This is a genomic window from Rhodococcus sp. IEGM 1406 (genome assembly GCF_030056745.1).
Lineage (GTDB): Bacteria > Actinomycetota > Actinomycetes > Mycobacteriales > Mycobacteriaceae > Rhodococcus_F > Rhodococcus_F erythropolis.
The window spans coordinates 1,120,284-1,143,146 of the sequence record NZ_JASHKO010000001.1; the positions used below are offsets into that span (position 1 = coordinate 1,120,284).

General features: G+C 62.8%; 26 protein-coding genes. 15 read left to right on the top strand and 11 right to left on the bottom strand.

Translation table 11 applies throughout. The features are described from left to right. The first annotated feature begins 51 nt into the window (after positions 1 to 51). Positions 52 to 279 carry a hypothetical protein gene (locus QM596_RS05420; protein WP_021345436.1) on the top strand — a complete coding sequence of 76 codons (228 nt, stop codon included), beginning with the start codon at positions 52 to 54 and terminating at the stop codon, positions 277 to 279. 39 nt (positions 280 to 318) lie between these two features. Here QM596_RS05420 and QM596_RS05425 read toward each other — a convergent pair whose 3' ends face one another. The 6 genes from QM596_RS05425 to QM596_RS05450 form a co-directional block, all read right to left on the bottom strand. Then, positions 319 to 507: a helix-turn-helix transcriptional regulator gene (locus tag QM596_RS05425; RefSeq protein ID WP_003940277.1), complete on the bottom strand. Its 189-nt coding sequence runs from the start codon at positions 505 to 507 to the stop codon at positions 319 to 321. After that, on the bottom strand, positions 507 to 917 hold the full coding sequence (locus QM596_RS05430; protein ID WP_020970646.1) for a hypothetical protein: 411 nt from the start codon (positions 915 to 917) through the stop codon (positions 507 to 509). Before QM596_RS05430 ends, QM596_RS05425 begins: the two co-directional genes overlap by 1 nt. 90 nt (positions 918 to 1,007) lie before the next feature. Next, a complete protein-coding gene (locus QM596_RS05435) occupies positions 1,008 to 1,526 on the bottom strand; it encodes a GNAT family N-acetyltransferase (protein ID WP_020908958.1) in 519 nt (172 codons plus the stop codon). 19 nt (positions 1,527 to 1,545) lie between these two features. Next, on the bottom strand, positions 1,546 to 2,424 hold the full coding sequence (locus QM596_RS05440; RefSeq protein WP_019745127.1) for an SDR family oxidoreductase: 879 nt from the start codon (positions 2,422 to 2,424) through the stop codon (positions 1,546 to 1,548). Further along, complete coding sequence (locus tag QM596_RS05445; protein WP_283308330.1) at positions 2,421 to 3,977, bottom strand: flavin-containing monooxygenase; 1,557 nt, start codon at positions 3,975 to 3,977, stop codon at positions 2,421 to 2,423. The genes QM596_RS05440 and QM596_RS05445 overlap by 4 nt, the downstream gene beginning before the upstream one ends. A gap of 13 nt (positions 3,978 to 3,990) precedes the next feature. Continuing rightward, entirely contained in the window at positions 3,991 to 4,986 is a 996-nt protein-coding gene (locus QM596_RS05450) for a patatin-like phospholipase family protein (RefSeq protein ID WP_019745125.1), read from the bottom strand. A gap of 130 nt (positions 4,987 to 5,116) precedes the next feature. On the opposite strand from QM596_RS05450, the gene QM596_RS05455 reads away from it, so the two are divergent. Then, a complete protein-coding gene (locus tag QM596_RS05455; protein WP_283308332.1) occupies positions 5,117 to 5,707 on the top strand; it encodes a TetR/AcrR family transcriptional regulator in 591 nt (196 codons plus the stop codon). Here QM596_RS05455 and QM596_RS05460 read toward each other — a convergent pair. Then, positions 5,643 to 6,767, bottom strand: coding sequence for an alpha/beta hydrolase (locus QM596_RS05460; RefSeq protein WP_283308333.1), 1,125 nt, complete (start codon positions 6,765 to 6,767; stop codon positions 5,643 to 5,645). The genes QM596_RS05455 and QM596_RS05460 overlap by 65 nt on opposite strands. Positions 6,768 to 6,786: 19 nt before the next feature. On the opposite strand from QM596_RS05460, the gene QM596_RS05465 reads away from it, so the two are divergent. The 3 genes from QM596_RS05465 to QM596_RS05475 are packed head-to-tail and all read left to right on the top strand — an operon-like array spanning position 6,787 to position 8,797. Next, positions 6,787 to 7,551 (top strand): MBL fold metallo-hydrolase, encoded by a 765-nt coding sequence (locus QM596_RS05465; RefSeq protein WP_069145665.1) that lies wholly within the window; start codon positions 6,787 to 6,789, stop codon positions 7,549 to 7,551. Next, on the top strand, positions 7,548 to 8,195 hold the full coding sequence (locus tag QM596_RS05470) for an alpha/beta hydrolase family protein (RefSeq protein WP_069145666.1): 648 nt from the start codon (positions 7,548 to 7,550) through the stop codon (positions 8,193 to 8,195). The genes QM596_RS05465 and QM596_RS05470 overlap by 4 nt, the downstream gene beginning before the upstream one ends. 50 nt (positions 8,196 to 8,245) lie before the next feature. Next, entirely contained in the window at positions 8,246 to 8,797 is a 552-nt protein-coding gene (locus QM596_RS05475; RefSeq protein WP_020970638.1) for an SRPBCC family protein, read from the top strand. A 4-nt stretch (positions 8,798 to 8,801) separates the two neighbouring features. Here QM596_RS05475 and QM596_RS05480 read toward each other — a convergent pair whose 3' ends face one another. Continuing rightward, positions 8,802 to 9,872, bottom strand: a complete 1,071-nt coding sequence (locus QM596_RS05480; RefSeq protein ID WP_283308335.1) for a LacI family DNA-binding transcriptional regulator — start codon at positions 9,870 to 9,872, stop codon at positions 8,802 to 8,804. 159 nt (positions 9,873 to 10,031) lie between these two features. Between QM596_RS05480 and QM596_RS05485 the strand changes: the two genes are divergently transcribed. Both QM596_RS05485 and QM596_RS05490 read left to right on the top strand, forming a co-directional pair. Next, positions 10,032 to 11,204, top strand: coding sequence for an acyl-CoA dehydrogenase family protein (locus QM596_RS05485; protein ID WP_046380332.1), 1,173 nt, complete (start codon positions 10,032 to 10,034; stop codon positions 11,202 to 11,204). After that, positions 11,201 to 12,349, top strand: coding sequence for a CaiB/BaiF CoA transferase family protein (locus QM596_RS05490; protein ID WP_283308336.1), 1,149 nt, complete (start codon positions 11,201 to 11,203; stop codon positions 12,347 to 12,349). The genes QM596_RS05485 and QM596_RS05490 overlap by 4 nt, the downstream gene beginning before the upstream one ends. Positions 12,350 to 12,403: 54 nt before the next feature. Here QM596_RS05490 and QM596_RS05495 read toward each other — a convergent pair whose 3' ends face one another. Next, entirely contained in the window at positions 12,404 to 13,405 is a 1,002-nt protein-coding gene (locus tag QM596_RS05495) for an NADP-dependent oxidoreductase (protein ID WP_003939765.1), read from the bottom strand. Between the two features lie 111 nt (positions 13,406 to 13,516). On the opposite strand from QM596_RS05495, the gene QM596_RS05500 reads away from it, so the two are divergent. Both QM596_RS05500 and QM596_RS05505 read left to right on the top strand, forming a co-directional pair. After that, entirely contained in the window at positions 13,517 to 14,440 is a 924-nt protein-coding gene (locus tag QM596_RS05500) for an alpha/beta fold hydrolase (protein WP_019745115.1), read from the top strand. Continuing rightward, on the top strand, positions 14,437 to 14,868 hold the full coding sequence (locus QM596_RS05505; protein WP_019745114.1) for a nuclear transport factor 2 family protein: 432 nt from the start codon (positions 14,437 to 14,439) through the stop codon (positions 14,866 to 14,868). The genes QM596_RS05500 and QM596_RS05505 overlap by 4 nt, the downstream gene beginning before the upstream one ends. Before the next feature lie 31 nt (positions 14,869 to 14,899). Here the strand turns inward: QM596_RS05505 and QM596_RS05510 are convergent, their stop codons facing one another. Then, positions 14,900 to 15,673 carry an SDR family oxidoreductase gene (locus tag QM596_RS05510; protein WP_020970633.1) on the bottom strand — a complete coding sequence of 258 codons (774 nt, stop codon included), beginning with the start codon at positions 15,671 to 15,673 and terminating at the stop codon, positions 14,900 to 14,902. 234 nt (positions 15,674 to 15,907) lie between these two features. Here QM596_RS05510 and QM596_RS05515 point away from each other — a divergent pair, with 234 nt between their 5' ends. Further along, positions 15,908 to 16,834, top strand: coding sequence for a hypothetical protein (locus QM596_RS05515; protein WP_283308337.1), 927 nt, complete (start codon positions 15,908 to 15,910; stop codon positions 16,832 to 16,834). On the opposite strand, the gene QM596_RS05520 is transcribed toward QM596_RS05515, so the two are convergent. Next, positions 16,822 to 17,433, bottom strand: coding sequence for a phosphoribosylanthranilate isomerase (locus QM596_RS05520; RefSeq protein WP_283308338.1), 612 nt, complete (start codon positions 17,431 to 17,433; stop codon positions 16,822 to 16,824). The two genes, QM596_RS05515 and QM596_RS05520, sit on opposite strands and share 13 nt — an antisense overlap. Before the next feature lie 86 nt (positions 17,434 to 17,519). Here QM596_RS05520 and QM596_RS05525 point away from each other — a divergent pair, with 86 nt between their 5' ends. From QM596_RS05525 to QM596_RS05545, 5 genes are all read left to right on the top strand, one after another. After that, on the top strand, positions 17,520 to 18,821 hold the full coding sequence (locus QM596_RS05525) for an alpha/beta hydrolase (RefSeq protein ID WP_080909537.1): 1,302 nt from the start codon (positions 17,520 to 17,522) through the stop codon (positions 18,819 to 18,821). A 91-nt stretch (positions 18,822 to 18,912) separates the two neighbouring features. Then, complete coding sequence (locus tag QM596_RS05530; protein ID WP_020908942.1) at positions 18,913 to 20,142, top strand: acyl-CoA dehydrogenase family protein; 1,230 nt, start codon at positions 18,913 to 18,915, stop codon at positions 20,140 to 20,142. A gap of 126 nt (positions 20,143 to 20,268) precedes the next feature. Next, positions 20,269 to 20,865, top strand: coding sequence for a CatB-related O-acetyltransferase (locus QM596_RS05535; protein WP_070796070.1), 597 nt, complete (start codon positions 20,269 to 20,271; stop codon positions 20,863 to 20,865). A gap of 253 nt (positions 20,866 to 21,118) precedes the next feature. Beyond that, positions 21,119 to 21,472, top strand: coding sequence for a VOC family protein (locus QM596_RS05540; RefSeq protein WP_020970627.1), 354 nt, complete (start codon positions 21,119 to 21,121; stop codon positions 21,470 to 21,472). Positions 21,473 to 21,560: 88 nt separating this feature from the next. After that, entirely contained in the window at positions 21,561 to 22,853 is a 1,293-nt protein-coding gene (locus QM596_RS05545; protein WP_024487294.1) for a M18 family aminopeptidase, read from the top strand. The last annotated feature ends 10 nt before the right edge of the window (positions 22,854 to 22,863 follow it).

Genomic DNA, 22,863 nt, shown 5'->3' on the forward strand with positions numbered 1-22,863 from the left:
CGTCGATAATAGGAAGGAGAACGTGCAGGACACGACGAACAAGGAGTGGTCATGGCAACTGAGGTGGAGTCCGGTGACCTCGTGCAGGCAGCCGGCCATGCGGGTCCGTGGACGGTAGTCGAAGTTCGCCAGGGCATGGCGTTGCTCGAACACAGTGACGGGCACAGGTTGTCGCGTCGAACGACGACGTTGACCGTCGTCCGCAAGGGCTCGGGCAAGAAGACGACGGCGGTCGACGACGGGAAAGACGAAAACGGGTCGCCTACCCTGTTCGACTGATCTTCTGTCAGCCCGAGACGGCGTCAGCTGGAGAAGACGTCAGCTGGAGAAAATGTCGTCGACGCGTTTGTCGAAGTACTCGGCGATTCGGAACGCCAGCGACAGACGCGGGTCGAAGTGGCCCTTCTCGATCGAGATGACGGTTTGGCGCGTGATTCCGAGTGCGTCGGCGCACGCTTGCTGTGACAATCCGGCTGCCGTACGAAGTTCTTGAAGGTTGTTGCGCATCAGATCTCGATCGTGGGGGCGCGGTCCCTCGACACCGCCCAGTACCGAATTCCGAAGTCGACCAGGCCGAGGGCAGTGAAGATCAGGAGCGGCAGTTCGGGAGCGCCGAAGACATTGTGCGCGATCAGCGCGATTCCCATGGCAGTGATCAAGTCTGTGAACGCGCCGAATCCGGCCTTGCGACTCCATTCTGTTTCGACGGTGTCCTCGGGATAGGCGGGAGCCTTGTTCTTTTCGGATGGGAAAAGGGCCCATACCGATCCGATGCAAGCCGGCGCCATGACGATTGCGAAGACGACGAAGGTCAACGTCTTCTGGTCGCCGGCGGTCAGTGCTGCGAAAAAGCCGAGGGTCAGCGTTACTGCGACGCCGATGCCGATAACCAGGCTCCACCGTGCCGTGGTGCTCATGAAGCCTCCCGGATGTAAGAGTTCTTTGACAGGGTTGAGCGTAGATTCACGCACGCCGTATGTCAAAGAACTCTTACATCGCGCTTCGGGTCACGCGATTCCGAAAGGCGCTGCGTATGAAAACTTCCCCGTCTGATCAGCGCGATGTGTGGTGAGCGTTCTGATCTGAAAGTGAGCGCCCCACTCAGCTTCCGGAGACTCCACTCCGACGTCCGTGCTGGTGACGAATCCGAACCGCGGGTAGTACTCGGTGCTGCCCAAGAGTGCGATCAGCGGCACGTCCAGGGCGTCGCACGCGCCGACCACCGCGTGCATCAGTGCCGAACCAACCCCGCTGCGCTGGTTACCCGGGGTGACAGCCAGCGGGCCGAGGCCAACAGCCTCCACGGGACCTACCCATCCGCGTGTCCCGATCACGAAGCCGACGATCTCACCGCCGGCTACGGCGACCAGCGACAACTTCGGTAAGTAGTCGTCCGAGGCGAAGAGTTGGCGTGTCAGTTCGATCTCGTAGGGAGTCTCGCCGGGCGGTGCCTGGTCGGCAAACGCCGCCCCGAGCAGTGAATAGATGGCGTCACGGTCGGAAGAAGTTTCGCGGCGGATGTACATGGCCACGAAACTACCCGGTTCACTTCGGATTGTGCTCCCCGTTTTCGGCCTGACGTGCCACTCGCTTTTCGTAGTCCGCACGCCCGTTCGGATCTACCGATGTCAGTGCGCGGCGATCGTCGATCACCCGGCGGCCGATGTTGATGATCCATTCGGGGGCCAGTGCGTCGACGAGATCCCAGCCCGCAAGGTAACGGGGAACTGCAGTTTCGGCTCGCCGATGCGCGACCGTGTCGACGACGGCCTTGGCCACTACCTCGGGCTCAACCGTCGGCATTCCCTTTCCGAGTGGCACGCCTGACGAGAGGCCGGTCCGCACCGCGCTGGGCAGGATCGCGCTGACGCTGACCCCGGAATCTGCGAATTCGACACGGGCAGAAGCCGAAAGACCCACTGCGCCGAACTTGCTGGCGTTGTACACGGCCATCCCGGGTACCGGAAGTTTGCCTGCCATCGATGCGATGTTGACGACGTGCCCGCGTCGTCGATCCACCATGCCGGGCAACACGGCGCGCATCCCGTGAATAGGCCCCCAGACGTTGACGTCGAGGGTGACTCGACTGGTGGCGTCGGACTCGTCGAGGAAGCTGCCGAGCGGCATCACTCCCGCGTTGTTGACGAGAATGTCGATGTGGCCGAATTCGCCGATCACCTTGGAGACGAACACATCCCAGGAATCGCGTGAGGTGACGTCCAGCAGGTAACCGCGGGCACGTGGGCCGATGGACTCCGCTGTGTCGACGGCCGTCTCCTCGTCGAGATCGCCGACGCATACGAGTGCACCGCGAGTAGCGAACAACTTGGCTGTCGCCCGGCCGATTCCGCGGCCACCGCCCGAGATGACGACGACCGCTCCGTCGAGATCGATCGGCGGGTAGGTGGTGCCGAAGAGGCTCATGCGGTGTACTCCGGTTCCGGACTGGTGGTGGGCTCGGATGGCGTGGGTTCAGATGGCGTGGGTTCCGGGGGCGTGTTGTCTGACTCAGGGTTCGACGTGTGGTTGTAGGCATACGGATCGAAGTCCCGTAGCCGTCGACGCATGGCGCCGGACGACCACGGCCAGTTGAAACTGTTGCGGCCGTTGACGTCGAAGAAATAGCTTTCGCAACCACCGGCGTTGTAGACCGTGGTCCCCAATGCCTCCTGAACCTGAGAATTGAAGGCTGCCTGAACTTCCTCTCGCACGTCGATGGTCTGCCAGCCGTGACGACGGGCGTGGCCGATTGCCTGCGCCACATAGTTCAGTTGGGCTTCCAAGATCATGAACGCCGATGTGTGCCCGGTGCCGAGGCTCGGGCCCAGCAGGATGAATGCGTTGGGGAATCCACTGACGGCGGAGCCGAAGTACGCCTGCGGGCTTCCCTGCCAATGATCGTCGAGTGATCGACCTTCTCCGTCGAATACCTTGGATGCGATGGGCATGTCGAGGATGTGGAAGCCCGTTCCGAAGATGATGGCGTCCACCTCCGCCTCCACTCCGTCGGCGCCGATCACGGTGTTACCGCGGATCTGCTCGACGGCGTTGGCATGGACGCTGACGTTGGGTTTGCCGAGGGCCGGATAGTACGAGTTCGACATGAGCAGTCGCTTGCAACCGAGGGTGTAGTCGGGAGTCAATGCCTTGCGCAGCTTCGGATCGCGTACCTGTAGGCGCAATTGGGCTGACCCGAGTTTCTGCACGATTCGCAGGATCCATGGATTACGGAATCCCAATCCGAGCGCTTCCATGATTCCGTATTCGATGCTGCGCAAGGCTTTCTGTGCTCCCGGCACGAATCGCATGACGGACCTTTCGATCCGCGGTACGTAGTGATCGGGTTTGGGGAGAACCCATTGAGCGGTTCGCTGGTAGAGGTGAAGGGCGGAGACCTGGGAGACGATGCGCGGAACGAACTGGACTGCCGACGCTCCGGTTCCTACGACGGCGACGCGTTTTCCGGTCAGGTCGTAGTCGTGATTCCACTGCGAGGAATGAAACACCTCTCCCTCGAACGCTTCCAGTCCGGGGATCGCCGGTGTCAGGGGTTCGTTCCATGGGCCGGCAGCGGCTATCACGAAGCGAGCAGTCAGTTCGCCGCTGGAAGTTGTTATCTTCCACAGTGATTGCGACGCATCCCATCGCGCGGAGAGCATTTCGACCCCGAAGCGAACGTGTTTGTCGACTCCGTGCGTGCCCGCCGTGTTCTCGATGTATTCGCGGATCTCCGGTTGCTCCGCGAACAAGCGCGTCCAATCCGGATTGGCGGCAAAGGAGTACGAGTACAGACCGGATGGAACGTCGCAGGCGCACCCGGGATAGGTGTTGGCGCGCCAGGTTCCACCGAGGGAGTCGGCCTTCTCGAGGAGTGCGAAGTTGTCGATTCCGAGACGCTGCAGGTGGATAGCCGCGCCGATTCCGGAAATTCCACCGCCGATGATCACGACCTCGAAGTGGTCAGATTCGTTGTTCACTGAGTCTGCGCTTTCACTGGTGGGAACGAGTGGGCTGGAACGGGTGCACATCGAGTTCGCGCTTGACGCTCGCACGTGTTGTACGCAGCGATGATTCGAAGGTGGCGAGCCGTCGGCGGCCGTCCATGAAGTTGGCGCCCATCACGGCAAGGTCGTCGTCGGTGGCATCGATTCGTATGACTCTGGTACCCGCGGAGCGGACCAGTTCGATCTCCTGATCGAGCCCCTTGGACATGGCATTGCGCAGGGCACCGCGTTCGATACGGGCGGCTCCGCGCGCCGGCCTCAGGGTTCGAGAAGCCATGGGCGCCAGTACAACCAGCTCGTCCAGTTGGAGGGGGAGCAGAAGGTCTACCGAAGCCGTGGATGCGGCGCCGCCGTCGATGTACCTGACGCCGTCGATCGTGACGGGTGGAAACCAGCCGGGAATCGCCCATGACGCTCGGAGTGCTTCACCGACGGTCACTTTCGGAGCCCCCTGTGCCCCGAATGCGACCCGTCGCCCCGTTCTGTAGTCCATGGATACCATGTAAGCGTTCGGATGTGGGAGCCACGAATCGCCCGGAGCAAGTGATTCGGCGAGCGTAGTGAGCCAGGACGGGTCGCCGCCACCAACCGGTGCAATGCCGCTCATCCGGCTCAGAACCGGAAGGTCTCGACGCGTGAGGAGTCGTGGATTGCCGACGCCCAGTCTCGGAAGTGGCGGGAGCTTTCCGGGCGCCGACGCGATGTGGGTGAGGAGCTCGGGGCGTGCGGCGGCGTTGCCGAGTTGCATGGCAACCAACTCGTCGACACCGACTCCGCTGCCGAGCATCGTCACGAACTCGGCGCCGGCGGACGTCCCGATGATGGCTGTGGCTTCCCGTGGATCCCAGTCGAGTGCATCCCGGACCGAGGCGAGCGCGGCAACAGTCCAGGCAAAACCGAGAGTGCCGCCGCAGCCGATGGCCAAGCCGCGTCTCGGTGCGCTGTTTTGGCGCACGGTGGTACCGGTCACATCTGAAGTCATGTTTCGGAGACTATCAGTATCCGAATAACGTTGGTACCCCAAAAATTGGTTTCAGTACTCCACTCGACGACCGTTCGCGGTATTCGGCTACCGTGGGAATCTCGATACCGAGGACCACTGGGAGGTTCCGATGGCGCGATTGACCAGGCAGGAAACGCAGGCGTTGACCCGCGAGACCCTGTTGGCGACGGCCGTCGAGCACTTTCTCGATCGCGGATACGCCGCGGCCTCTCTCGATCAGATCGCCGAGGACGCCGGGTACTCCAAGGGGGCGGTGTACTCGAATTTCAAGAACAAGGATGAATTGTGTGCCGAAGTTCTCGGCCGGATCAGGCTGACCAAGGTCGGTGAGATCACTGCGCAACTCGGGGCGAAATCGACCCTCGACGATGCGGTGGCTGAATTCGCGCGGTGGGCCGAGCGAACAATCGGGGACCAGAGGTGGACGCTGCTCGAGGTCGAGTTCTCGGTGAGATCGCGGCACAGCGAGGACATTCGGGAGAAGATCGCGGCGGGTGCAGACCAGGTGCGGGGACTGATCGCCGGATTGGTCCAACACCTCACGGAATCCAACGGGGTGACGCCGACGCTGGATCCGGACGCAGCCGCGCTGCGAATGCTCAGCGTCGGAATCGGTTTGGGGCTACAGCGCGCAATCAGCCCAGAGCTTCCCGTCGATCCGCTGGTGGATACGGTGCGGGAGATTCTGTCGGGCGGCTGAGGAGTGCGCGGAGCATGCCGCCGATCTCGGCGACCGCTGCACGGGATCCGGCACTGGGCCCCAGAACGTTGACGAAGCCGTGGATGAAGCCGGGATAGCGTCGATCCGTGACGTGAACACCGTTGTCTCGCAATCGTGCTGCGTACGCTTCGCCTTCGTCTCGGAGTGGATCGAATCCCGCCGTGATCACGATGGCTGGTGGCAGTCCGGCCACGTCGGGGGCGCGTAGCGGCGATACCAACGGGTCGAGTCGATCGGCATCCTTGCCGAGGAAGCTGGACTCGTAGAAGTTCATATTGGCCTCGGTCAGGAAGAAGCCTTCACCGAACGTCGTTCTCGAGGGAGCCTTCTCGTGAAAGTCGGTAGCGGGGTAGATCAACAGCTGTGCTGCCGGTGGGGTCTTGCCGTCGTCGCGGGCACGCAACGCCACCGTCGCGGACAGGTGCCCGCCCGCACTGTCTCCACCGACAGCGATGCGTGTCGGGTCTGCCCCGAACTCTTCGGCGTGGTCGACGATATCCTGGTACGCGGCATAGGCGTCGTCTACCGGTGTGGGGAAAGCGAATTCGGGTGAAAGCCGGTAGTCGACCGAGATGACCCGTGCGCCGGAGGTCTCGGCCAACAGGCGACACGGAGCGTCGTGGGATTCGATGCCGCCCTGTACCCAGCCGCCGCCGTGGAAGTAGACGAGCAGAGCGCCGGTGTCGGCAGTCGGAACGTAGAGCCGGGCGCGGAGCGGGCCGTCGGCACCCGAAACGGAGATCTCTTCGGTGCGGACCTGCGCGGGTCTGCCGCCCATCATGATCGCGGTTCGGGTGAGATTGGCGCGAGCAGCGGCGAGTGACTGGGGATCGGTGGAATGTGAGGGGAGTGGCCGCGTCTTCGCGAGCGTGAGCAGCAGGTGTGCGTCGGCGTCGAGCGTGTTGCCCTCGATGACGACGGGTGGCCCGGTGATTCGACGTTTCACCGCGCTGGGCAGCGCGAATGCGGCTGCTACCAAGGACGCTTCGGCGCGATCTCGAATGCTGCGGCGGCTGGCCTGCTTCACGGATTCCGACACGTGGCGCAGACTACCAAGCATGACTACTGCGGCACTGTCGATCACGCAGATCGAGAACACACATCTGGTTCGGTGCGGTCACGCCAATTGGGTCCTGGTCGAAGAGGGGGCCGATCTGACGTTGATCGACGGCGGATACCCGGCTAACGGCGCCGACGTCGAACGCTCGATCGAGCAGATCGGTCACCAGCTCGGGGATGTTCGGGCAATCCTCGTCACTCACGCGCATGTCGACCACATCGGTGGAATCGCGGACATCGTGACTCGGCTCGAGGTTCCGGTCCTGATGGATCCGTTGGAAGTGCCCCACGCGAAGCGGGAGTACCTGCAGCAGTTGTCGCCGGCCAAAGTTCCGTTGCTGTTGTGGCGGCGAGGCGCTCCGAAGTGGCTACGTGACGTGATCGGAGCGGGCGCGTTGAAAGGCGCGGAACTGCCTCGAGCACAGGCCTTTGCGTCAGGTGGTGCGCTGGACGTTCCCGGTCGGATCGTGCCGATTCCTACCCACGGGCATACCGACGGCCACAGCGCTTACCTTGTCCCCGAGGCAGGAGTCATCGCGTCGGGTGACGCTCTGGTGACCGGACATGCGACGTCGAGCGTCGCCGGACCACAATTTCTGGTGTGCCCCTTCAACCATGACCGTGGAGCGACGGACCAGGCGTTGGACAATATTGCCGCTGCGCCCGCCGGCGCGCTGTTTCCCGGACACGGGCCGGTCTACGAAGGCAGCTTGGCTGCCGCAGTCGAACAGGCCCGAGCGGGCCGGACAAGGATGCGTCCATGAGTACTGTCGAAACGGTCGACGAAGGCGCGGTGCACGGTTTCCTGCACCGCCCCGAGTCAGTGCCCGTCGCAACCCTGGCATTGACCCACGGCGCCGGAAGTAATTGCGACACTGTGCTGTTGCGTGCTGTCGCCGACGGCTTTGCTGCAGCAGGAGTGCAAGTTCTGCGCTTCGATCTCGCGTTTCGGGTGCGTCGAGCTTCGGGGCCGCCGCATCCGTCGCGTGCTGCGGAGGATCGTGCGGGCATTGCCGAGGTGATTGCCGCTGTTCGCTCGGACTACTCGGTGCCCGGACCCGTTCTGCTCGGCGGACATTCGTACGGCGGTCGGCAGGCGTCGATGCTGGCAGCGGAGAACCCGGGACTTGTCGACGGCCTGGTCCTGCTGTCCTATCCACTGCATCCACCGAAGAAGCCCGAGAAGCTCAGAACCGAACACCTGCCCGACCTGAACACACCGACCGTTGTCGTCCACGGATCGAAGGACGAGTTCGCGACGACGGAGGAGATACAGGCAGCACTCGACCTGGTTCCCGCCGCGACACGTCTGGTGGAGTTCGAAGGAGCGCGACACGACTTGTCCGTGGTGAAGTTTCCGGTGGTGGAGGCGACAGTCGCGGCCGCATCGGCTTTGTTTGTGTTCTGAACGCCGAGCGGGCAGTTGCCCGTGTCGGTGGTTCCTGGTGAGATCGAATCATGAGTGCCCAGCCGTATCAGCCCAGTGCCCTGTCCGACGTCACGGTGAGCGTCGACGGGGACGACACAGTCGTCAGCTTCCCTCGGGTGCTGCCGTATCCCGTCGAGAAGGTGTGGGAGGCGATCACCGACCCGGAGATGTTGGCGCAATGGACGCCGTACACCGCCGATCGGAATCTGAGCCGTACCGGTGACGCCGTGATCACCATGCTCACCGAGGACGGAGCCCCCGAAATGTCGCTGCCGGTCACCGTTCACGTTGTGGAGACCACTCGGCGGCTCGAACACGAGTGGGGCCCGGACGAATTGGTGTGGGACCTGACCTCGGTCGAGGGCGGCACCCGCGTCGTACTGACGCAGAGGTCGCGCGCCGAGGGGATGGCGTCGGCACTCGCTGCCGGGTGGCATTTGTGCTTCGACGTACTCGATGCCCTTCTGGCAGGCGAGCCCTTCGGACCGATCGTGGGCGAACGGGCGCGCGAGTACGGTTGGGACGCACTCAACTCCGGTTACGCGCGACAGTTGGGCATCGACGAATCTCAGGTTTGGTAGCTGCTCAGAGTTTGCGACTGGCAGGCTTTCTGGTGGAGGCTCGCACGATCAGTTCGACGGGAAGTTTCACGGATTCGACGTTCTTGCCGGAGATCAGTGCGAGTAGGTGCTCGAGCCCGGTCGCGCCGATCTTTCGGGCGGGGGACCTCACCGTTGTCAGGGGCACCGGGAGTTGCGAGACAACCGGAATGTCGTTGTAGCCGACCAGCGCAAGATCGTCGGGAATGCTCAACCCGAGATCACGGGCCACACCGAGTACGCCGATCGCGATGGTGTCGCTCACCGTGAAGACGGCGTCGGGGCGTGAATCTCCACCGAGCAATGTCGCCGCCGCATCGACACCCCCTTGAACTTCGAACTCGGACGCCACTATTCGGTTCGGCGGCAGTTCCAGACCGGCTTCGGTCAGGGCATCGCGGAAACCCGCGACGCGTTCCCGCGACGTGCTGGCGTGATCCGGCCCCGCGATCACTCCGAGATCGCGATAGCCGCAGTCCAGTAGATGCTTCCCCGCGAGGTAGCCGCCGAGGCGGTCGTCGCCGCTGACAAAGGGAAGACCTCGGTTCGGAGACGACGTCGCCGAGTCGGTGTGCCGGTTCAGCAGCAGGATCGGCAATGCGCGCAGGGGGAGCGAGTCGACGAAATCGGTACCCGGCAGGTGGATGCTGCTCAGCATGAGACCGTCGACCTGTCGGCTGACCAGGAACTCGACCGCTTTGCGCTGCGCGTCTAGATCGTCGGGTGGGCTGGAGAGCAGGACGGAGTACCCGGCTGCGGTGGCGGCTTCCTCGATGCCTTGGAACATCGTGGCCACCACTACGTCCGTCAGCCTCGGCATCACGACGCCGATGGTGGTGGTCTTGCGGGTACGCAGGCTGGCCGCCCACAGGTTCGGTTGGTAACCGAGTTCCTCGGCAACCTGACGAACTCGGAGTGCGGAGTCGGACCAACCGTCGGCGGGCTCGGGCTGACGGAGGACCCGCGACGCCGTCGAGATGTGGACCCCGGCCTGGTCGGCGATTTCGCGCAGCGTTGGCGGACGGCCGTTGCTGCGGTTCGACGGATCGGGCGTCATCTGCGTCGGGGCTCCTGGTGTGCGTCGGTTCTGAGACGGTTCTGAGTCGGTTGGCTGTCCGGGGATTGACGGGTGTGCAACCGGGCTCTACTCTAAGCGATGCAAACGATTGCGCAATCGTTCTCGCAAAGGATTGCGCCCGAGAACACTGGAGGCCCCGTGACCACGCCGCAGTCCCTGTCCGAGCTTTTTGCCATCGACACCCTGCTGGACGCCGAGGAGATCGCGATCCGCGACACGGTCCGCAAGATGGTCGACGATCGCATCCGCCCGCACATAGGCGAATGGTTCGAAGCGGCAGCACTGCCGGCGCGTGAACTGGCCAAGGAACTGGGCGCGCTCGGCGTTCTGGGCATGCACCTCGAGGGCTACGGCTGTGCCGGAATGAGCGCCACGGCGTACGGGTTGGCCTGCCAGGAACTCGAAGCTGTCGATTCGGGCATTCGCAGCCTCGTCTCGGTCCAGGGCTCACTGGCCATGTTCGCGATCCACCACAACGGAAGTGAAGAGCAGAAGGAAGAATGGCTCCCCCGGATGGCGGCGGGTGAAGCCATCGGCTGCTTCGGTCTCACGGAACCTGATTTCGGATCCAACCCCGGCGGTATGCGAACCAACGCCAAGCGCGACGGCGACGACTGGATCCTCAACGGCACCAAGATGTGGATCACCAACGGCTCCATCGCGGACGTCGCCGTGGTCTGGGCGCGAACAGACGACGGCGTGCGCGGATTTGTCGTTCCCACCGACACTCCGGGATTCTCCGCCCCCGAGATCAAGAACAAGATGTCGCTGCGCGCGTCGGTCACCTCGGAACTGGTGCTCGAGGACGTGCGTCTTCCTGCCTCGGCGATGCTGCCCAAGGCACGCGGACTTTCCGGGCCCCTCGGCTGCCTCAACGAGGCACGCTTCGGCATCATCTTCGGCGCGATGGGTGCCGCACGTGACTGCCTCGAGACCGCGATTTCCTACGCGCGTGATCGCAAGGTCTTCGACAAGTCGCTCGCCGCGTACCAGATCACCCAGGCCAAGATCGCCGACATGGCAGTCGAATTGGGCAAGGGGCAGTTGCTTGCCATCCACCTCGGACGCCTCAAGGACGCCGGGACGGTTCGCCCCGAGCAGGTCAGCACCGGCAAGCTCAACAATGTCCGCGAGGCCATCAAGATCGCCCGTGAATGCCGCACCATTTTGGGCGCCAACGGCATCACGCTCGAGTACCCCGTGATTCGGCACGCCAACAACCTCGAATCCGTTCTCACCTACGAGGGCACCTCCGAGGTTCACCAGCTCGTGATCGGTCGCGCTCTCACCGGTGAAGAAGCGTTCCGGTGACGGTCGACGCTGTCGGAGCACTCGACGGGCTGGTGATCGCTGATTTCGGTCGCGTCCTCGCCAGCCCGTACGCCACGATGATTCTCGCCGACCTCGGCGCGGAGGTAGTCAAGATCGAACGTCCGGGTGTCGGCGACGACACTCGTAGTTGGGGTCCGCCATGGGTCGGGGACGAGTCGAGTTACTTCCTGTCGGTGAACCGCAACAAGAAGTCGGTCACTCTGGATCTGCGCGAGCAGGAGGATCTGGAGAGTGCGCGTGAGTTGGTTCGCGGCGCGGATGTAGTGGTTCAGAACTTCCTGCCGGGAACGATGGACCGGCTGGGATTGGGCTACGACTCTGTGCGAGAAATGAATCCGCGTGCGGTCTACTGCTCGATCAGTGGCTTCGGTGGCAACAACTCTTTGCCGGGATACGACCTGTTGATCCAGGCGGTGGGCGGATTGATGAGTATCACCGGCCCCGATTCCAAGACTCCCACCAAGGTCGGCGTCGCGGTGGTCGACGTCATCACGGGCCTACACGCCAGCGTGGGAATCCTTGCAGCGCTGCGCCATCGCGATCGAACGGGCGAAGGACAGCACGTCGAGGTCAATCTGTTGTCCTCGTTGCTGTCCGCGCTCGCCAACCAGTCGTCCGGCTACGTTGCCGCGGGCGTGGTGCCTCAGGCGATGGGCAATCGACATCCGAGCATCGCACCATATGAGGTATTCGACACCGCGGACCGTCCACTGGTCCTCGCTGTCGGCAATGACCGGCAATTCGGTTCGTTGACAGAGGTTCTCGGAGTTCCCGAACTTGCCGCGGATGTGCGGTTCATCTCGAACCGGGATCGGGTCGCGCATCGAGAAGAGTTGTTCGATGCCGTCACTGCTGCGTTGGCCAAGGGCACTGCAGACTCGTGGTTCGAGGCGCTGACCGAGCGAGGTGTCCCGTGTGGACCTCTCAACGACATCGCCGACGCGATAGCTCTGGCGGAGCGACTGAATCTCGATCCGGTGGTGTCCATCGACGACCCGCGTCGCGATGCACCGACCCGGCAGGTAGCCAATCCGATTCGGATGAGCGGCACGCCGGCAACCTATCGGTCGGCCCCGCCGCGGTTGGGGGAGGACAGCGTTCCTACTCCGTCGGGAGTCAGTTGACCCAAGCGAATCGGCCACCGGAATACCGGTGGCCGATCTGCGTGTGTGGGTGACTCAGCTGACCTTCAGGACCAGCTTTCCGGTGTTCGCACCGGCGAAGAGAAGGTTGAGGCTGTCGCCGAACGCGTCGATACCCCCGTCGACGACGTGCTCGCGGGCAGTCAATTCGCCACTCTTGATCCACTTTCCGATCTGCTCCTGCGCTTCTGCGTAGCGATCGAGGTAGTCGAAGACCACGAAGCCGGCCATCGTGGCCCGATTGACGAGAAGTGACAGGTAGTGCGCGGGGCCTGGCTGAGGCTCGGTGGCGTTGTAACCCGCGATGGCGCCGCAGATGACCACCCGAGCGCCCAGGCGCAAACGGGAGAGAGCAGCGTCGAGAATTTCTCCGCCGACGTTGTCGAAGTACACGTCGATACCGTCGGGAGCGTTGGACTTGAGCGCCTTGTAGACGGATTCGTTCTTGTAGTCGATGGCGACATCGAAGCCGAGGTCCTCGGTGAGCCACGCGCACTTCTCCGGACCGCCGGCGATGCCGATGACCTTGCATCCGTGGAGCTTTGCGATCTGACCGACCAGGCTGCCGACCGCGCCCGCGGCACCGGATACGACGACGGTGTCACCGTCTTTCAGCTTTCCGACGTCGAGCAGTCCGAAATATGCGGTGACGCCGGGGAATCCGAGAGCTCCGAGCCAGGTCGGTAGGGGAGCGATCGATTCGTCGACCCGGGTCACGTCTGTTCCGTCGGACACTCCGTACTCGGAAGCGCCGAACGATCCCGCCACGATGTCCCCGACCTGGTAATCGGGGTGTTGGGATTCGGTGATGCGTCCGACGCCGTGGGCGCGCATGACGGAACCGAGCTTGACCGGCGGAACGTACGACTTGACGTCGTTGAGCCAACCGCGCATCGCGGGGTCGAGGGAGAGGTATTCGACCTTGACGACAAACTCACCCGGCCCGGCGGACGGGATCTCGGCGTCGACATATTCCCAGGTGGAAGCGTCGGGAAGTCCTGTCGGGCGGGCGGCGAGGCGTACTTGGCGGTTGGTCATCTCTCCCCTTCGGCGAAACGAATTGAACTTGAGGCCGGATTCAATATAGGTGATGGATCACGAACTGGGAAGAGTTGGATGAACCGATTGACGACTATGTATGTTCGATCGATGAGCAATGTCGTCGAAGACGCGCCTGGTTGGTTCACTCGGGCGCTGGAAGCGCCGGTCGAGACGGGGTCGGTGGAGGTCGAGGGCGCTTCGGTGCACTTTCGGGCTTGGGGGTCGGCGGGGCCGGGAATTGTGCTGATCCACGGCGGCGCAGCCCACAGTCGCTGGTGGGATCACATCGCGCCGCAGTTCGCCGAGGGGCGCCGCGTCGTCGCTCTCGACTTGACGGGCCACGGAGACAGTGACACTCGCGACGCCTACGCGATATCCCAGTGGGCTCGCGAGGTGCTGGCGGCGGCCGAGGCCGGGGGAATCGACGGCAAGCCGATTCTGGTGGGGCACAGTATGGGTGGGATTGTTTCCTTCGTGGCCTCGCATCTGCACGGCGAACTGTTGGACGGCGTTGTCATCATCGATTCGCCACTCAAGGCGCGGACGCCCGAAGAGGAGGCAGCTCGACGCCAGAATGCGTTCGGCCCCAAGAAAGTTTATCCCACCAGGGAAGACGCGATGGGTCGATTCCGCTTCGTTCCGCCCCAGGATTCGGGACTGCCTGCGGTGCGTGACCATGTGGCAGCCACGTCCATGGAGGAAGTCGATGGCGGTTGGTCATGGAAATTCGATCCGAACTTCTTTCTCCGAGTTGGCGCCGAAGATGTTCTCGACAGTGAACCGCGTTGCCGCGTAGCCTATTTCCGAGCTGAGAACGGTATCGTGTCCGATCGACTCATGGAGCACATGCGCGGACTGTTCGGACCGGAGGCCATCGTGGCGGAGATTCCCGAAGCCGGCCATCACGTCATGATCGATCAGCCGTTGCAACTCGTGACCGGGGTGCGAACTGTGTTGAGTGCGTGGGCCGTCGCAAGTCAAGTGCCGGTAAATCAAGCGGCAGGTAACATCGAGGAAAGGGTAGAAGCATGAGCACGGAATTGACGCTCGAACCGAAAGTCGAAGCTGCACTGCAGTTGTGGCACACCATGATCGAAACCGGTGACCTGTCGGCACTGCCGACCATTGTCGCGCCCGACGCGCAGTTCCGATCGCCCACCGGATTCAAGCCGTACCAGTCCGCGGATGCCGTTGTGCTCATTCTCAATACGGTGATCCAGGTGTTCGAGAATTTCGAGTACCACCGTCAGTTCGCCGGAGCCAACGGTCGGCAGGTCGTTCTCGAATTCAGTGCGAACATCGGAGACAAGAGCCTCAAGGGAATCGACATGGTCGAATTCGACGAGGACGGCAAGATCGTCGATTTCGAGGTCATGGTGCGTCCGGCCAGCGGGCTCGCCGCATTGGCTGCCGAGATGGGCCGCAGGCTCGGGCAGACGCTACCGAACTACAAGGCCTGACCTGATTTCGGAGCGGGCCGGGTCTGCCTGCTCAACTCGTGCTGAATCCGCCGTTGGAGTGAAGAAGTTGTCCTGTTATCCAGCCTCCGGCGTCGGACATCAGAAATCGGACGAGGTCTGCAGTGTCGCCGGGTGTACCCAGCCGGCCGGCAGGGGTGTGGAGGGTTGTGGCCTGTTTGATCTCCGGTGTCATCCATCCTGTGTCGATCGGTCCTGGGTTGATGACGTTTGCCCTTACGCCGCGTGATCCCAGTTCGACTGCGGCGGCGATGACGATGCGGTCGAGAGCGCCCTTGCTGGCGCCGTACGGAAGATTATGGGCCGCATGGTCGCTGGTGAGTGCGATGATCCGCCCGGTCACCTGACTGACGTCGCGCTGCTCCGGAAGGCGTTCAGCGAACGCTTTGATCAGCAGCCAAGAGGCGCGGGCGTTGACCGCGAAATGTCGTTCCCAGCTCTCGACGGTGGTATCGAGGATCGAGCTGTCGACGCTTTCGCAGTGCGAGAGCACCAGCCCACGAAGGTCATTCCGCGATGCGGCAGCGTCAACGAGCTGTGCGGCCGCATCCGGCGAGGCCAGATCTCCGGGAACCAGGTCGACACGGCTCCCGAGTGCGCGACACTTCTCGGCAACGTCCTGCGGATCGTGCGCTCCGCGGACGAACCCGACGCGTTCGTCATAAGGCGCCCAGTAGCCGATCGTCAGATCCCAACCATCCTCGGCGAGACCCAATGCGAGGCTTGCTCCGATCGACTTGCTCCGGCCGACGCCGGTGATCAACACGGTCCCGCGCTTGTCAGACACTGCTCGCCTCCAGAGATGTCCTGCAATTGACGCGCACAACACGAGCGGTCAAATGGGGTGAGGTCACTTCAGTTGGAAGCATCACTGTAGCGGGCGAGCTGTCGACTGTATCGAGCGAGCTGTCGCCGTAGGTGCCCCGACCTGGCCAGTGTCTTGACACGGCGCTGGTCACAGCGTTTGACTGAGATGCAAGCTCGAGTTGATTCGCCGGACTGTGTCCCGGGAGGTTGACCTATGCGCGGCAATGGAATTGCAGGCAAGGCTTTCTCAGGCGAGGGCTGTAGACGTGGACAAGAATCACACCGAGCAAGATCTCATCGCGGGACGGTCTCGGTTCTGGCTTTGGTTGGGGTGTGCGTACTTTCGTTTGCCACCACTCAGATGGCCGGCGCGCAACCGGTTGCAGAGAATGTCGATACCGGGTTCGTGATCCCTTTTGCCGGGGCACCGGTCTACGAGAGCGTCGCGCCCACGCAGATGACTACTCCGGATCAACTCAACCAGCCGCTCGGTCAGCAGACTGCGGAAAAGATTGCCGCGCAGATCGGACTCGAGCCAGCCGACGCTTTGACCGAGGAGCAGTATCGCGACCTCATGGCCGGCGGTGGGGTCGGTGGCAATCTCGAGGATGCCGAGGTGATCGACGAATGCGCCCGGATTCTCACCAATACGAACGGGCGGCCCCTCTATTCCGGCACTACGCCGTCGGTTCTGGCCAGTTACGGGTTGTACGTGAATCCCGACGGATTGCTGGAGAGTCCGGCTAACGCGGATGCGCCGACGCGACAGGTGAATACGCTGATCGCCCCTGGCGGTTTTGTGGGCACCTGGTTGCGCAACAACGGTGCGACGCACACTCTGATTGCGCTCTATCAGTCGGCATACACGGTGCAGGCAGTCTACGGATTTGCAGCGCAACAGATTTCGGGAGAAGCACAGCTGGTGACCAACACCAAAGGCGATGTGAGTTCGGAAGTTGGCATGTCGATGGCGCCGCCGCTCTGGATAGTGAACTTCGCACTGCTCTACATCTTGAAGCCGTCACTGGCGGCGGCCATGCCTGCGCACTGGGCTCCCATTCCGCCTGCCGTTGCCGACGCCGTGAAGTCCAGTCCCACCGGTCAAGTCGCCTTCAGTGACTACGCGTCCTATTTCGAGTGATCGGTCTGCCGGACAGCGCTGACGAACTTCTCGATCAAAGCGTGGTCCTTGACGCCGCGGGAAGACTCGACGCCGCTGGAGACATCGACGCCCCAGGCGCCGGTGGCATCCAGCGCGTCGCGCACGTTCTCCGGGGACAGTCCGCCCGCCAGGATCCACTGGCCTTGGGGGCGCGATTGCTGTTGTGCCCAGTCCCACGGCACCCCGGATCCGGCGTCGGCGCCGTCGATCAGAAGTTCGTCCTCGCCGAGGTCGAGGTTGTAACCGTCGGGGACGTTGATGGAGACAACAGCGCGGATGACAGTGAGGCCGGCGTCGTGCAAGCGCTGCACTTGCTCGGCGTCGACCAGATCGTGAATCTGCACGGTACGAAGACCGGTGATCTCGGCGATCTCGAGGACCTGATCGATCGGGTTGCCGAGAAATACTCCGATTGCCCGGATGTGTTCGGGGATTCGTGCAAGAAGATCGACTGCGAGTGCGGGGTCGACTTTGCGGACGCTCTCGGCGAAGACGAAACCGATGGCGTCGACGCCCAGGCCCACCGCGAGGTCGACCGTGTCAGCGTCCCGCAGCCCACAGACCTTGATGAATGTCACCTGATACACAGTACTAGCGCCGTCGCCGTACCAGCGTCGTCGTCTAGCCTCGTGCGTGCGACATTTCTACGTGCGAGAGGCTTGACGTGGACTGGCTCTACCGAATCAGTTTGATCTCGGGACCACTGCCGGTGATCCTGACTGTGCTCGGGGTCCTGGGTGGTGTGTGGCTGCTCGGTTCGAACGTCCGCTGGTACTACCGCAGAGCGGTACCGATCGCGGGGCTGATCGCGCTGGTGATCATGATCGCCGTCTGGATCACCGTCGAAAAGGTGATCGTGCCGTTCCCGGATCCCATCGAGATGTCGATCTACGTGTGGATCGGAATCGGTATCTACGCGCTGCTACTTCTCGGGCCGCGAATCAAAGCGGGCGGAACCGTAGCCAAGGCGGCGCTGTCTGTGGTTGCGACTTTGCTGGTCATCGTCACCGCCGCGACGCAGATCAATCTGGTCTTTGCTGCCTACCCGACAGTGGGAATTGCCTTCGGACACGACGATTTCGACCGCATTTCACTCAGCGAAGTTCCCGGTCCGACGGATCCTGTTGTCACCGGCGATCCCACCGACACGGTGTGGAAAGCGCCGGAAGGCATGCCGATTCGCGGACGAGTCACGACTTTGCCTGTTCCCGGAACGATTTCGGGATTCTCCGCGCGCGATGCCCAGGTGTATCTGCCGCCGTCGTACTTCACCAATCCGCGTCCGCTTCTTCCCGTGCTCGTGCTCATGGCCGGTCAGCCTGGCAAGCCGGAGGACTGGCTCCAGGGCGGAAAGCTGACCGCGACAATGGATGCTTTTGCCCGGGATCACGAGGGGTTGGCTCCGGTCGTCGTGATAGCCGATGGAACAGGCTCGCAGATGGCCAATCCGCTGTGCACCGACTCGTCGCAGGGCAAGGTCGGCACGTATCTGGCAAAGGACTTGCCCGCTGCGGTGGCGAAGGCGTTCCAGATCGACACGAACCCGAGGGCGTGGGCCATCGGTGGACTCTCTTACGGCGGTACCTGCTCGCTGCAGATGGCTACCAACTACCCCGACGTGTATCCGACGTTCCTCGATCTCTCCGGTCAGTTGGAGCCCTCGCTCGGTGACCGACAGCGAACCGTCGACGAGATATTCGGCGGCGACGAGGCGGCATTCGTGAAGGTGAATCCGATGGACCTGCTGGCGACCCGGAAGTTCCCGAACTCGGGCGGAGTGTTCGTGGTCGGAACAGATGACAACGAGTTCAAGCCCGGCCAGCAAAAGGTGTACGAAGCGGCCAAAGCGGCCGGAATGGACGCCAGATATCTCGAGCTTCCCGGTGGTCACAGCTTTTCGGTGTGGTCGGCCGGCGTCGAGCAGGAGCTGACGTGGATCTCGCAGCGAATGGGACTGATCAGCTGAATCCTGTTCCGGTTTTGGAACGTGTTCTATATTCGGTGTGTGGCTGCCGTTCGGCAGTCTCTCGATCGTTCACCGACTGGAGTTCAGGCACATGTACGAGTGGTCCGACACCGACCTGATGTTCCGCGACGCCTTGCGGGGCTTTATCGACAAAGAGGTGCGACCTCACGTCGACGAGCTCGAAAGTGGTGCGCTGCCGCCGTTCGACATCATTCGCAAGCTGTACTCGACCTTCGGTCTGGCCGACATGGCACGCGAGGGCCTCGAGAAGTCGCTCGCACGCGAGCGCGGCGATACTCCGTCCGGTGACGGTGAGAAGTCGAGCGCCTTCAGCGGCGCAGGCAGCATGGGCGTTGTGCTCAACAGCGAATTGGCCGGCGTCAGCCTCGGCCTTGTCGCGTCGTTGGGCGTCAGCCTCGGATTGGCCGCCGGAACTATCCGCAGCCGCGGCACTCTCGCGCAGAAGGAACGCTGGCTCCCCGGCTTGGTGACTTTCGAAACCGTCGGTGCATGGGCGATCACCGAACCGGACTCCGGCTCGGATGCCTTCGGCGGTATGAAGTCCTACGTACGCCGCGACGGTGACGACTACATCCTCAACGGCAACAAGACCTTCATCACCAACGGTCCGTACGCCGACGTGATGATCGTCTACGCAAAGCTCGACGAGGGGGACGCTTCGGTTGATCGTCGTGACCGCAAGGTGCTCGCCTTCATCCTCGACAAGGGCATGGAGGGGCTCACACAGAGCCCGCCGTTCAAGAAGATGGGAATGAACTCCTCGCCCACCGGTGAGCTGTTCTTCGACAACGTCCGCATCACCAAGGATCGTCTGCTCGGCGAAACCGAGGACAGCGGAAAGTCCGACGGAAAGTCCAGCGCCAAGGAGAGCTTTGCCGCCGAACGGATCGGCATCGCGTCCCTTTCGCTCGGCATCATCAACGAATGCCACCGTCTGAGCATCGAATACGCGAAGTCCCGCAAACTGTGGGGACGTGAGATCGGGCAGTTCCAGCTCATCCAGCTCAAGCTCGCCGAGATGGAGGTCGCTCGAATCAACGTGCAGAACATGGTCTTCAACGCGATCGAACGCACCGCGGCCGGAGACAAAGTGAGCCTGGCGGAGGCGTCGGCGATGAAGCTGTACTCGTCGCGCGCAGCGACCGAGGTCGCGATGGAAGCCGTACAGCTGTTCGGTGGAAACGGCTACATGGCCGAATACCGAGTCGAGCAGTTGGCGCGTGATGCCAAGTCGCTCATGATCTATGCGGGCAGCAACGAAATTCAGGTCACCCATATCGCCAAGGGCCTCCTGGGCTGACACCGGAACGTTTTCGGTGGTCGGTCGACCGCAGCAGGAACCGGATAGTCTTGCTGCGGTCGGCGACACCGCGCCGGCGGATCGGAGTAAGCAGTGAACGCGCCAGATCCCACAAATGTTCATCCGATGGCCGGGCAACCACGAGTGGTGTTGCTGAAGCCGTTGATCGACAACCCGTTGATCGAGGTAGGGGAGTACACCTACTACGACGATCCGGAGTTCGCCGAAGAGTTCGAGACTCGAAACGTGTTGCATCACTACGGTCCCGACAAACTGGTGATCGGAAAGTTCTGCGCCCTGGCCACCGGTGTCACCTTCATCATGAACGGCGCGAACCATCGTATGAACGGTGTCTCCACTTACCCGTTCCCGATCATGGGCGGCGATTGGGCCCGGCACATGGATTTGGTGCAGGATTTGCCGTCGCGCGGTGACACCGTCGTGGGGAACGACGTGTGGTTCGGCGGGAACGTGACAGTCATGCCCGGTGTCCGGATCGGCCACGGGTCGATCGTGTCCACCGGCGCCGTCGTAACGCGCGACGTCCCGGACTACGCAATTGTCGGCGGCAACCCGGCAATGGAGATCAAGCGCCGCTTCAGCGCTGAAGACATCGAGAAGTTGGTGCGAATTGCGTGGTGGGACTGGCCGATCGAGAAGATCACCCGCCACGTCCGAGTGATCTCGGACGGAAGTGTCGCGGAACTCGAAGCGGTCGAGTGATCTCCGCGCCCGCTAGTTCGTTCGTGTGAGCGAGTAGTTCCGGACATAAAGCAGGGCGGCCGCGAGAAGGCCGACGGCAAGACCTGTTGCGGTGAAGGTGATCAGGACGCTCCGGAGTAATCCGGTCGCGATGAAAACTGCGAAGAGTGGTTCTGCAACACGGTCGCGCAGCGTTGTGAATCGTATTCGAGGATCGTCTCATCTCAGCCCGAGATCGAGACTCTTTGTCGGTGGCTTGTATTAGCTTGTGCGCATGACTCTCACACTCGGCATGATCACTTTCGACAGTCTCGATCCCGGTCCGCTCGCAACGTGGTGGGCGGCGCAGTTGGGCGGAAACATCGTCGAGGAGAACGACGGTTGGTTCTACATCGTCGCGGTCCCTGACAGCGCCACCAACTTCGCATTCCAGAAGGTCCCGGACCCCACGGCCGGCAAGAATCGCATCCATCTCGATTTGGGGAGTCCGGATCTCGACGCCGAGGTGGCGCGGCTCGTCGAGGCCGGAGCAACCGAGCACCACCGCGAGAACATGGACGGTTTCCGTTGGGTGACGCTCCTCGATCCTGATGGGAACCAGTTCTGCGTGTCCGGTCCTCACGCCTGAGCTGACAGGTTCTGAGCTCACCCGATTCGCGCCCACTGATTTCGTGCCCACTGATTTCGCGGGCACCGATTCGGGCATGATGAGGGGCATGACTTCTCAGACTTCTCGGACCGGGGCCGACGCAGTCGGCCTGTGCAGCTTCGTCGATTCGTCACCGTCGCCGTTCCATGTGTGCGCGACGGTGGCGACCGAGCTGACGGCCGGCGGGTTCGTCGAAGTCCACGAAACGCAGTCGTGGCCCGCCGAGCCCGGACGGTACTTCCTCGTGCGCGGTGGTTCGCTGATTGCCTGGAGCACCGAGGGCGTGGGAAACACCGCTCCGTTCCGGATCGTCGGAGGTCACACCGACAGCCCGAATCTGCGGGTCAAACAGCATCCCGACCTCACTTCGGCCGGGTGGCAGATGGTGGGCCTCGAACCGTATGGCGGTGCGTGGCTGAACTCTTGGCTCGACCGCGATCTCGGTATCTCCGGCCGATTGAGTGTCCGGGTGGGAAACACGGTGGAGCAGAAGCTGGTTCGCATCGACGACCCGATTCTGCGTGTTCCGCAGTTGGCTATCCACCTGTCCGAAGATCGCAAGGGCGTGACGCTGGATCCGCAGCGGCACGTCAACGGAATCTGGGGAGTGGGTTCGAAACCCAAGTCGTTCATCGGATTTGTCGCCGAGCGTGCGGGTGTAGCCGCGTCGTCGGTTCTCGGCTGGGAATTGATGACACACGATCTTGCGCCCAGCGCAGTCGTGGGGGTGGACAAGGAATTGGTCAGCGCCCCTCGGCTGGACAATCAGGGCACGTGTTATGCAGGGACACAAGCACTTCTGGCCGCAGTCGAGTCGCCCGGTCAGCAGGTCCCGGTGCTCGCACTCTTCGATCATGAAGAGGTCGGCAGCATGTCCGACCGTGGAGCTTTCTCAGATCTGCTGAACACCGTGCTCGAACGGATCGTGTTGGGGCGCGGTGGTGGCCGCGAAGAATTCCTGCAGGCGATGGCGGGCTCGGTGTGTGCGTCGGGCGACATGGCTCACGCGACGCACCCCAACTACCCGGACCGCCATGAGCCCGCTCATCGGATCGAGATCAACGGTGGGCCTGTACTCAAGGTGAACCAGAACCTGCGATACGCCACCGATGCGGCCGGTGCAGGCGAATTCGCGCTCGCGTGTGATCAGGCGGGAGTGCCGATGCAGCGCTACGTCCACCGCGCCGATCTGCCGTGCGGCTCCACCATCGGACCCATCACGGCATCACGGACCGGACTGTCCACCGTCGACGTCGGCGCGCCCCAGCTCGCGATGCACTCGGCCCGCGAGTTGATGGGCGCGGCAGACGTCCGCATGTATGCCGACGCGCTCGGTGCCTTCCTCACGCCTCGAAGTTAGAGGTCGCGTA

What these genes read in the sequence shown, in the direction of transcription:
- QM596_RS05420 (WP_021345436.1), top strand. Translation starts at nt 52, where the DNA reads ATGGCAACTGAGGTGGAGTCCGGTGACCTCGTGCAGGCAGCCGGCCAT.
- QM596_RS05425 (WP_003940277.1), bottom strand. Translation starts at nt 507, where the DNA reads ATGCGCAACAACCTTCAAGAACTTCGTACGGCAGCCGGATTGTCACAG.
- QM596_RS05430 (WP_020970646.1), bottom strand. Translation starts at nt 917, where the DNA reads ATGAGCACCACGGCACGGTGGAGCCTGGTTATCGGCATCGGCGTCGCA.
- QM596_RS05435 (WP_020908958.1), bottom strand. Translation starts at nt 1,526, where the DNA reads ATGTACATCCGCCGCGAAACTTCTTCCGACCGTGACGCCATCTATTCA.
- QM596_RS05440 (WP_019745127.1), bottom strand. Translation starts at nt 2,424, where the DNA reads ATGAGCCTCTTCGGCACCACCTACCCGCCGATCGATCTCGACGGAGCG.
- QM596_RS05450 (WP_019745125.1), bottom strand. Translation starts at nt 4,986, where the DNA reads ATGACTTCAGATGTGACCGGTACCACCGTGCGCCAAAACAGCGCACCG.
- QM596_RS05455 (WP_283308332.1), top strand. Translation starts at nt 5,117, where the DNA reads ATGGCGCGATTGACCAGGCAGGAAACGCAGGCGTTGACCCGCGAGACC.
- QM596_RS05465 (WP_069145665.1), top strand. Translation starts at nt 6,787, where the DNA reads ATGACTACTGCGGCACTGTCGATCACGCAGATCGAGAACACACATCTG.
- QM596_RS05470 (WP_069145666.1), top strand. Translation starts at nt 7,548, where the DNA reads ATGAGTACTGTCGAAACGGTCGACGAAGGCGCGGTGCACGGTTTCCTG.
- QM596_RS05475 (WP_020970638.1), top strand. Translation starts at nt 8,246, where the DNA reads ATGAGTGCCCAGCCGTATCAGCCCAGTGCCCTGTCCGACGTCACGGTG.
- QM596_RS05480 (WP_283308335.1), bottom strand. Translation starts at nt 9,872, where the DNA reads ATGACGCCCGATCCGTCGAACCGCAGCAACGGCCGTCCGCCAACGCTG.
- QM596_RS05495 (WP_003939765.1), bottom strand. Translation starts at nt 13,405, where the DNA reads ATGACCAACCGCCAAGTACGCCTCGCCGCCCGCCCGACAGGACTTCCC.
- QM596_RS05500 (WP_019745115.1), top strand. Translation starts at nt 13,517, where the DNA reads ATGAGCAATGTCGTCGAAGACGCGCCTGGTTGGTTCACTCGGGCGCTG.
- QM596_RS05505 (WP_019745114.1), top strand. Translation starts at nt 14,437, where the DNA reads ATGAGCACGGAATTGACGCTCGAACCGAAAGTCGAAGCTGCACTGCAG.
- QM596_RS05515 (WP_283308337.1), top strand. Translation starts at nt 15,908, where the DNA reads ATGCGCGGCAATGGAATTGCAGGCAAGGCTTTCTCAGGCGAGGGCTGT.
- QM596_RS05530 (WP_020908942.1), top strand. Translation starts at nt 18,913, where the DNA reads ATGTACGAGTGGTCCGACACCGACCTGATGTTCCGCGACGCCTTGCGG.
- QM596_RS05535 (WP_070796070.1), top strand. Translation starts at nt 20,269, where the DNA reads ATGGCCGGGCAACCACGAGTGGTGTTGCTGAAGCCGTTGATCGACAAC.
- QM596_RS05540 (WP_020970627.1), top strand. Translation starts at nt 21,119, where the DNA reads ATGACTCTCACACTCGGCATGATCACTTTCGACAGTCTCGATCCCGGT.
- QM596_RS05545 (WP_024487294.1), top strand. Translation starts at nt 21,561, where the DNA reads ATGACTTCTCAGACTTCTCGGACCGGGGCCGACGCAGTCGGCCTGTGC.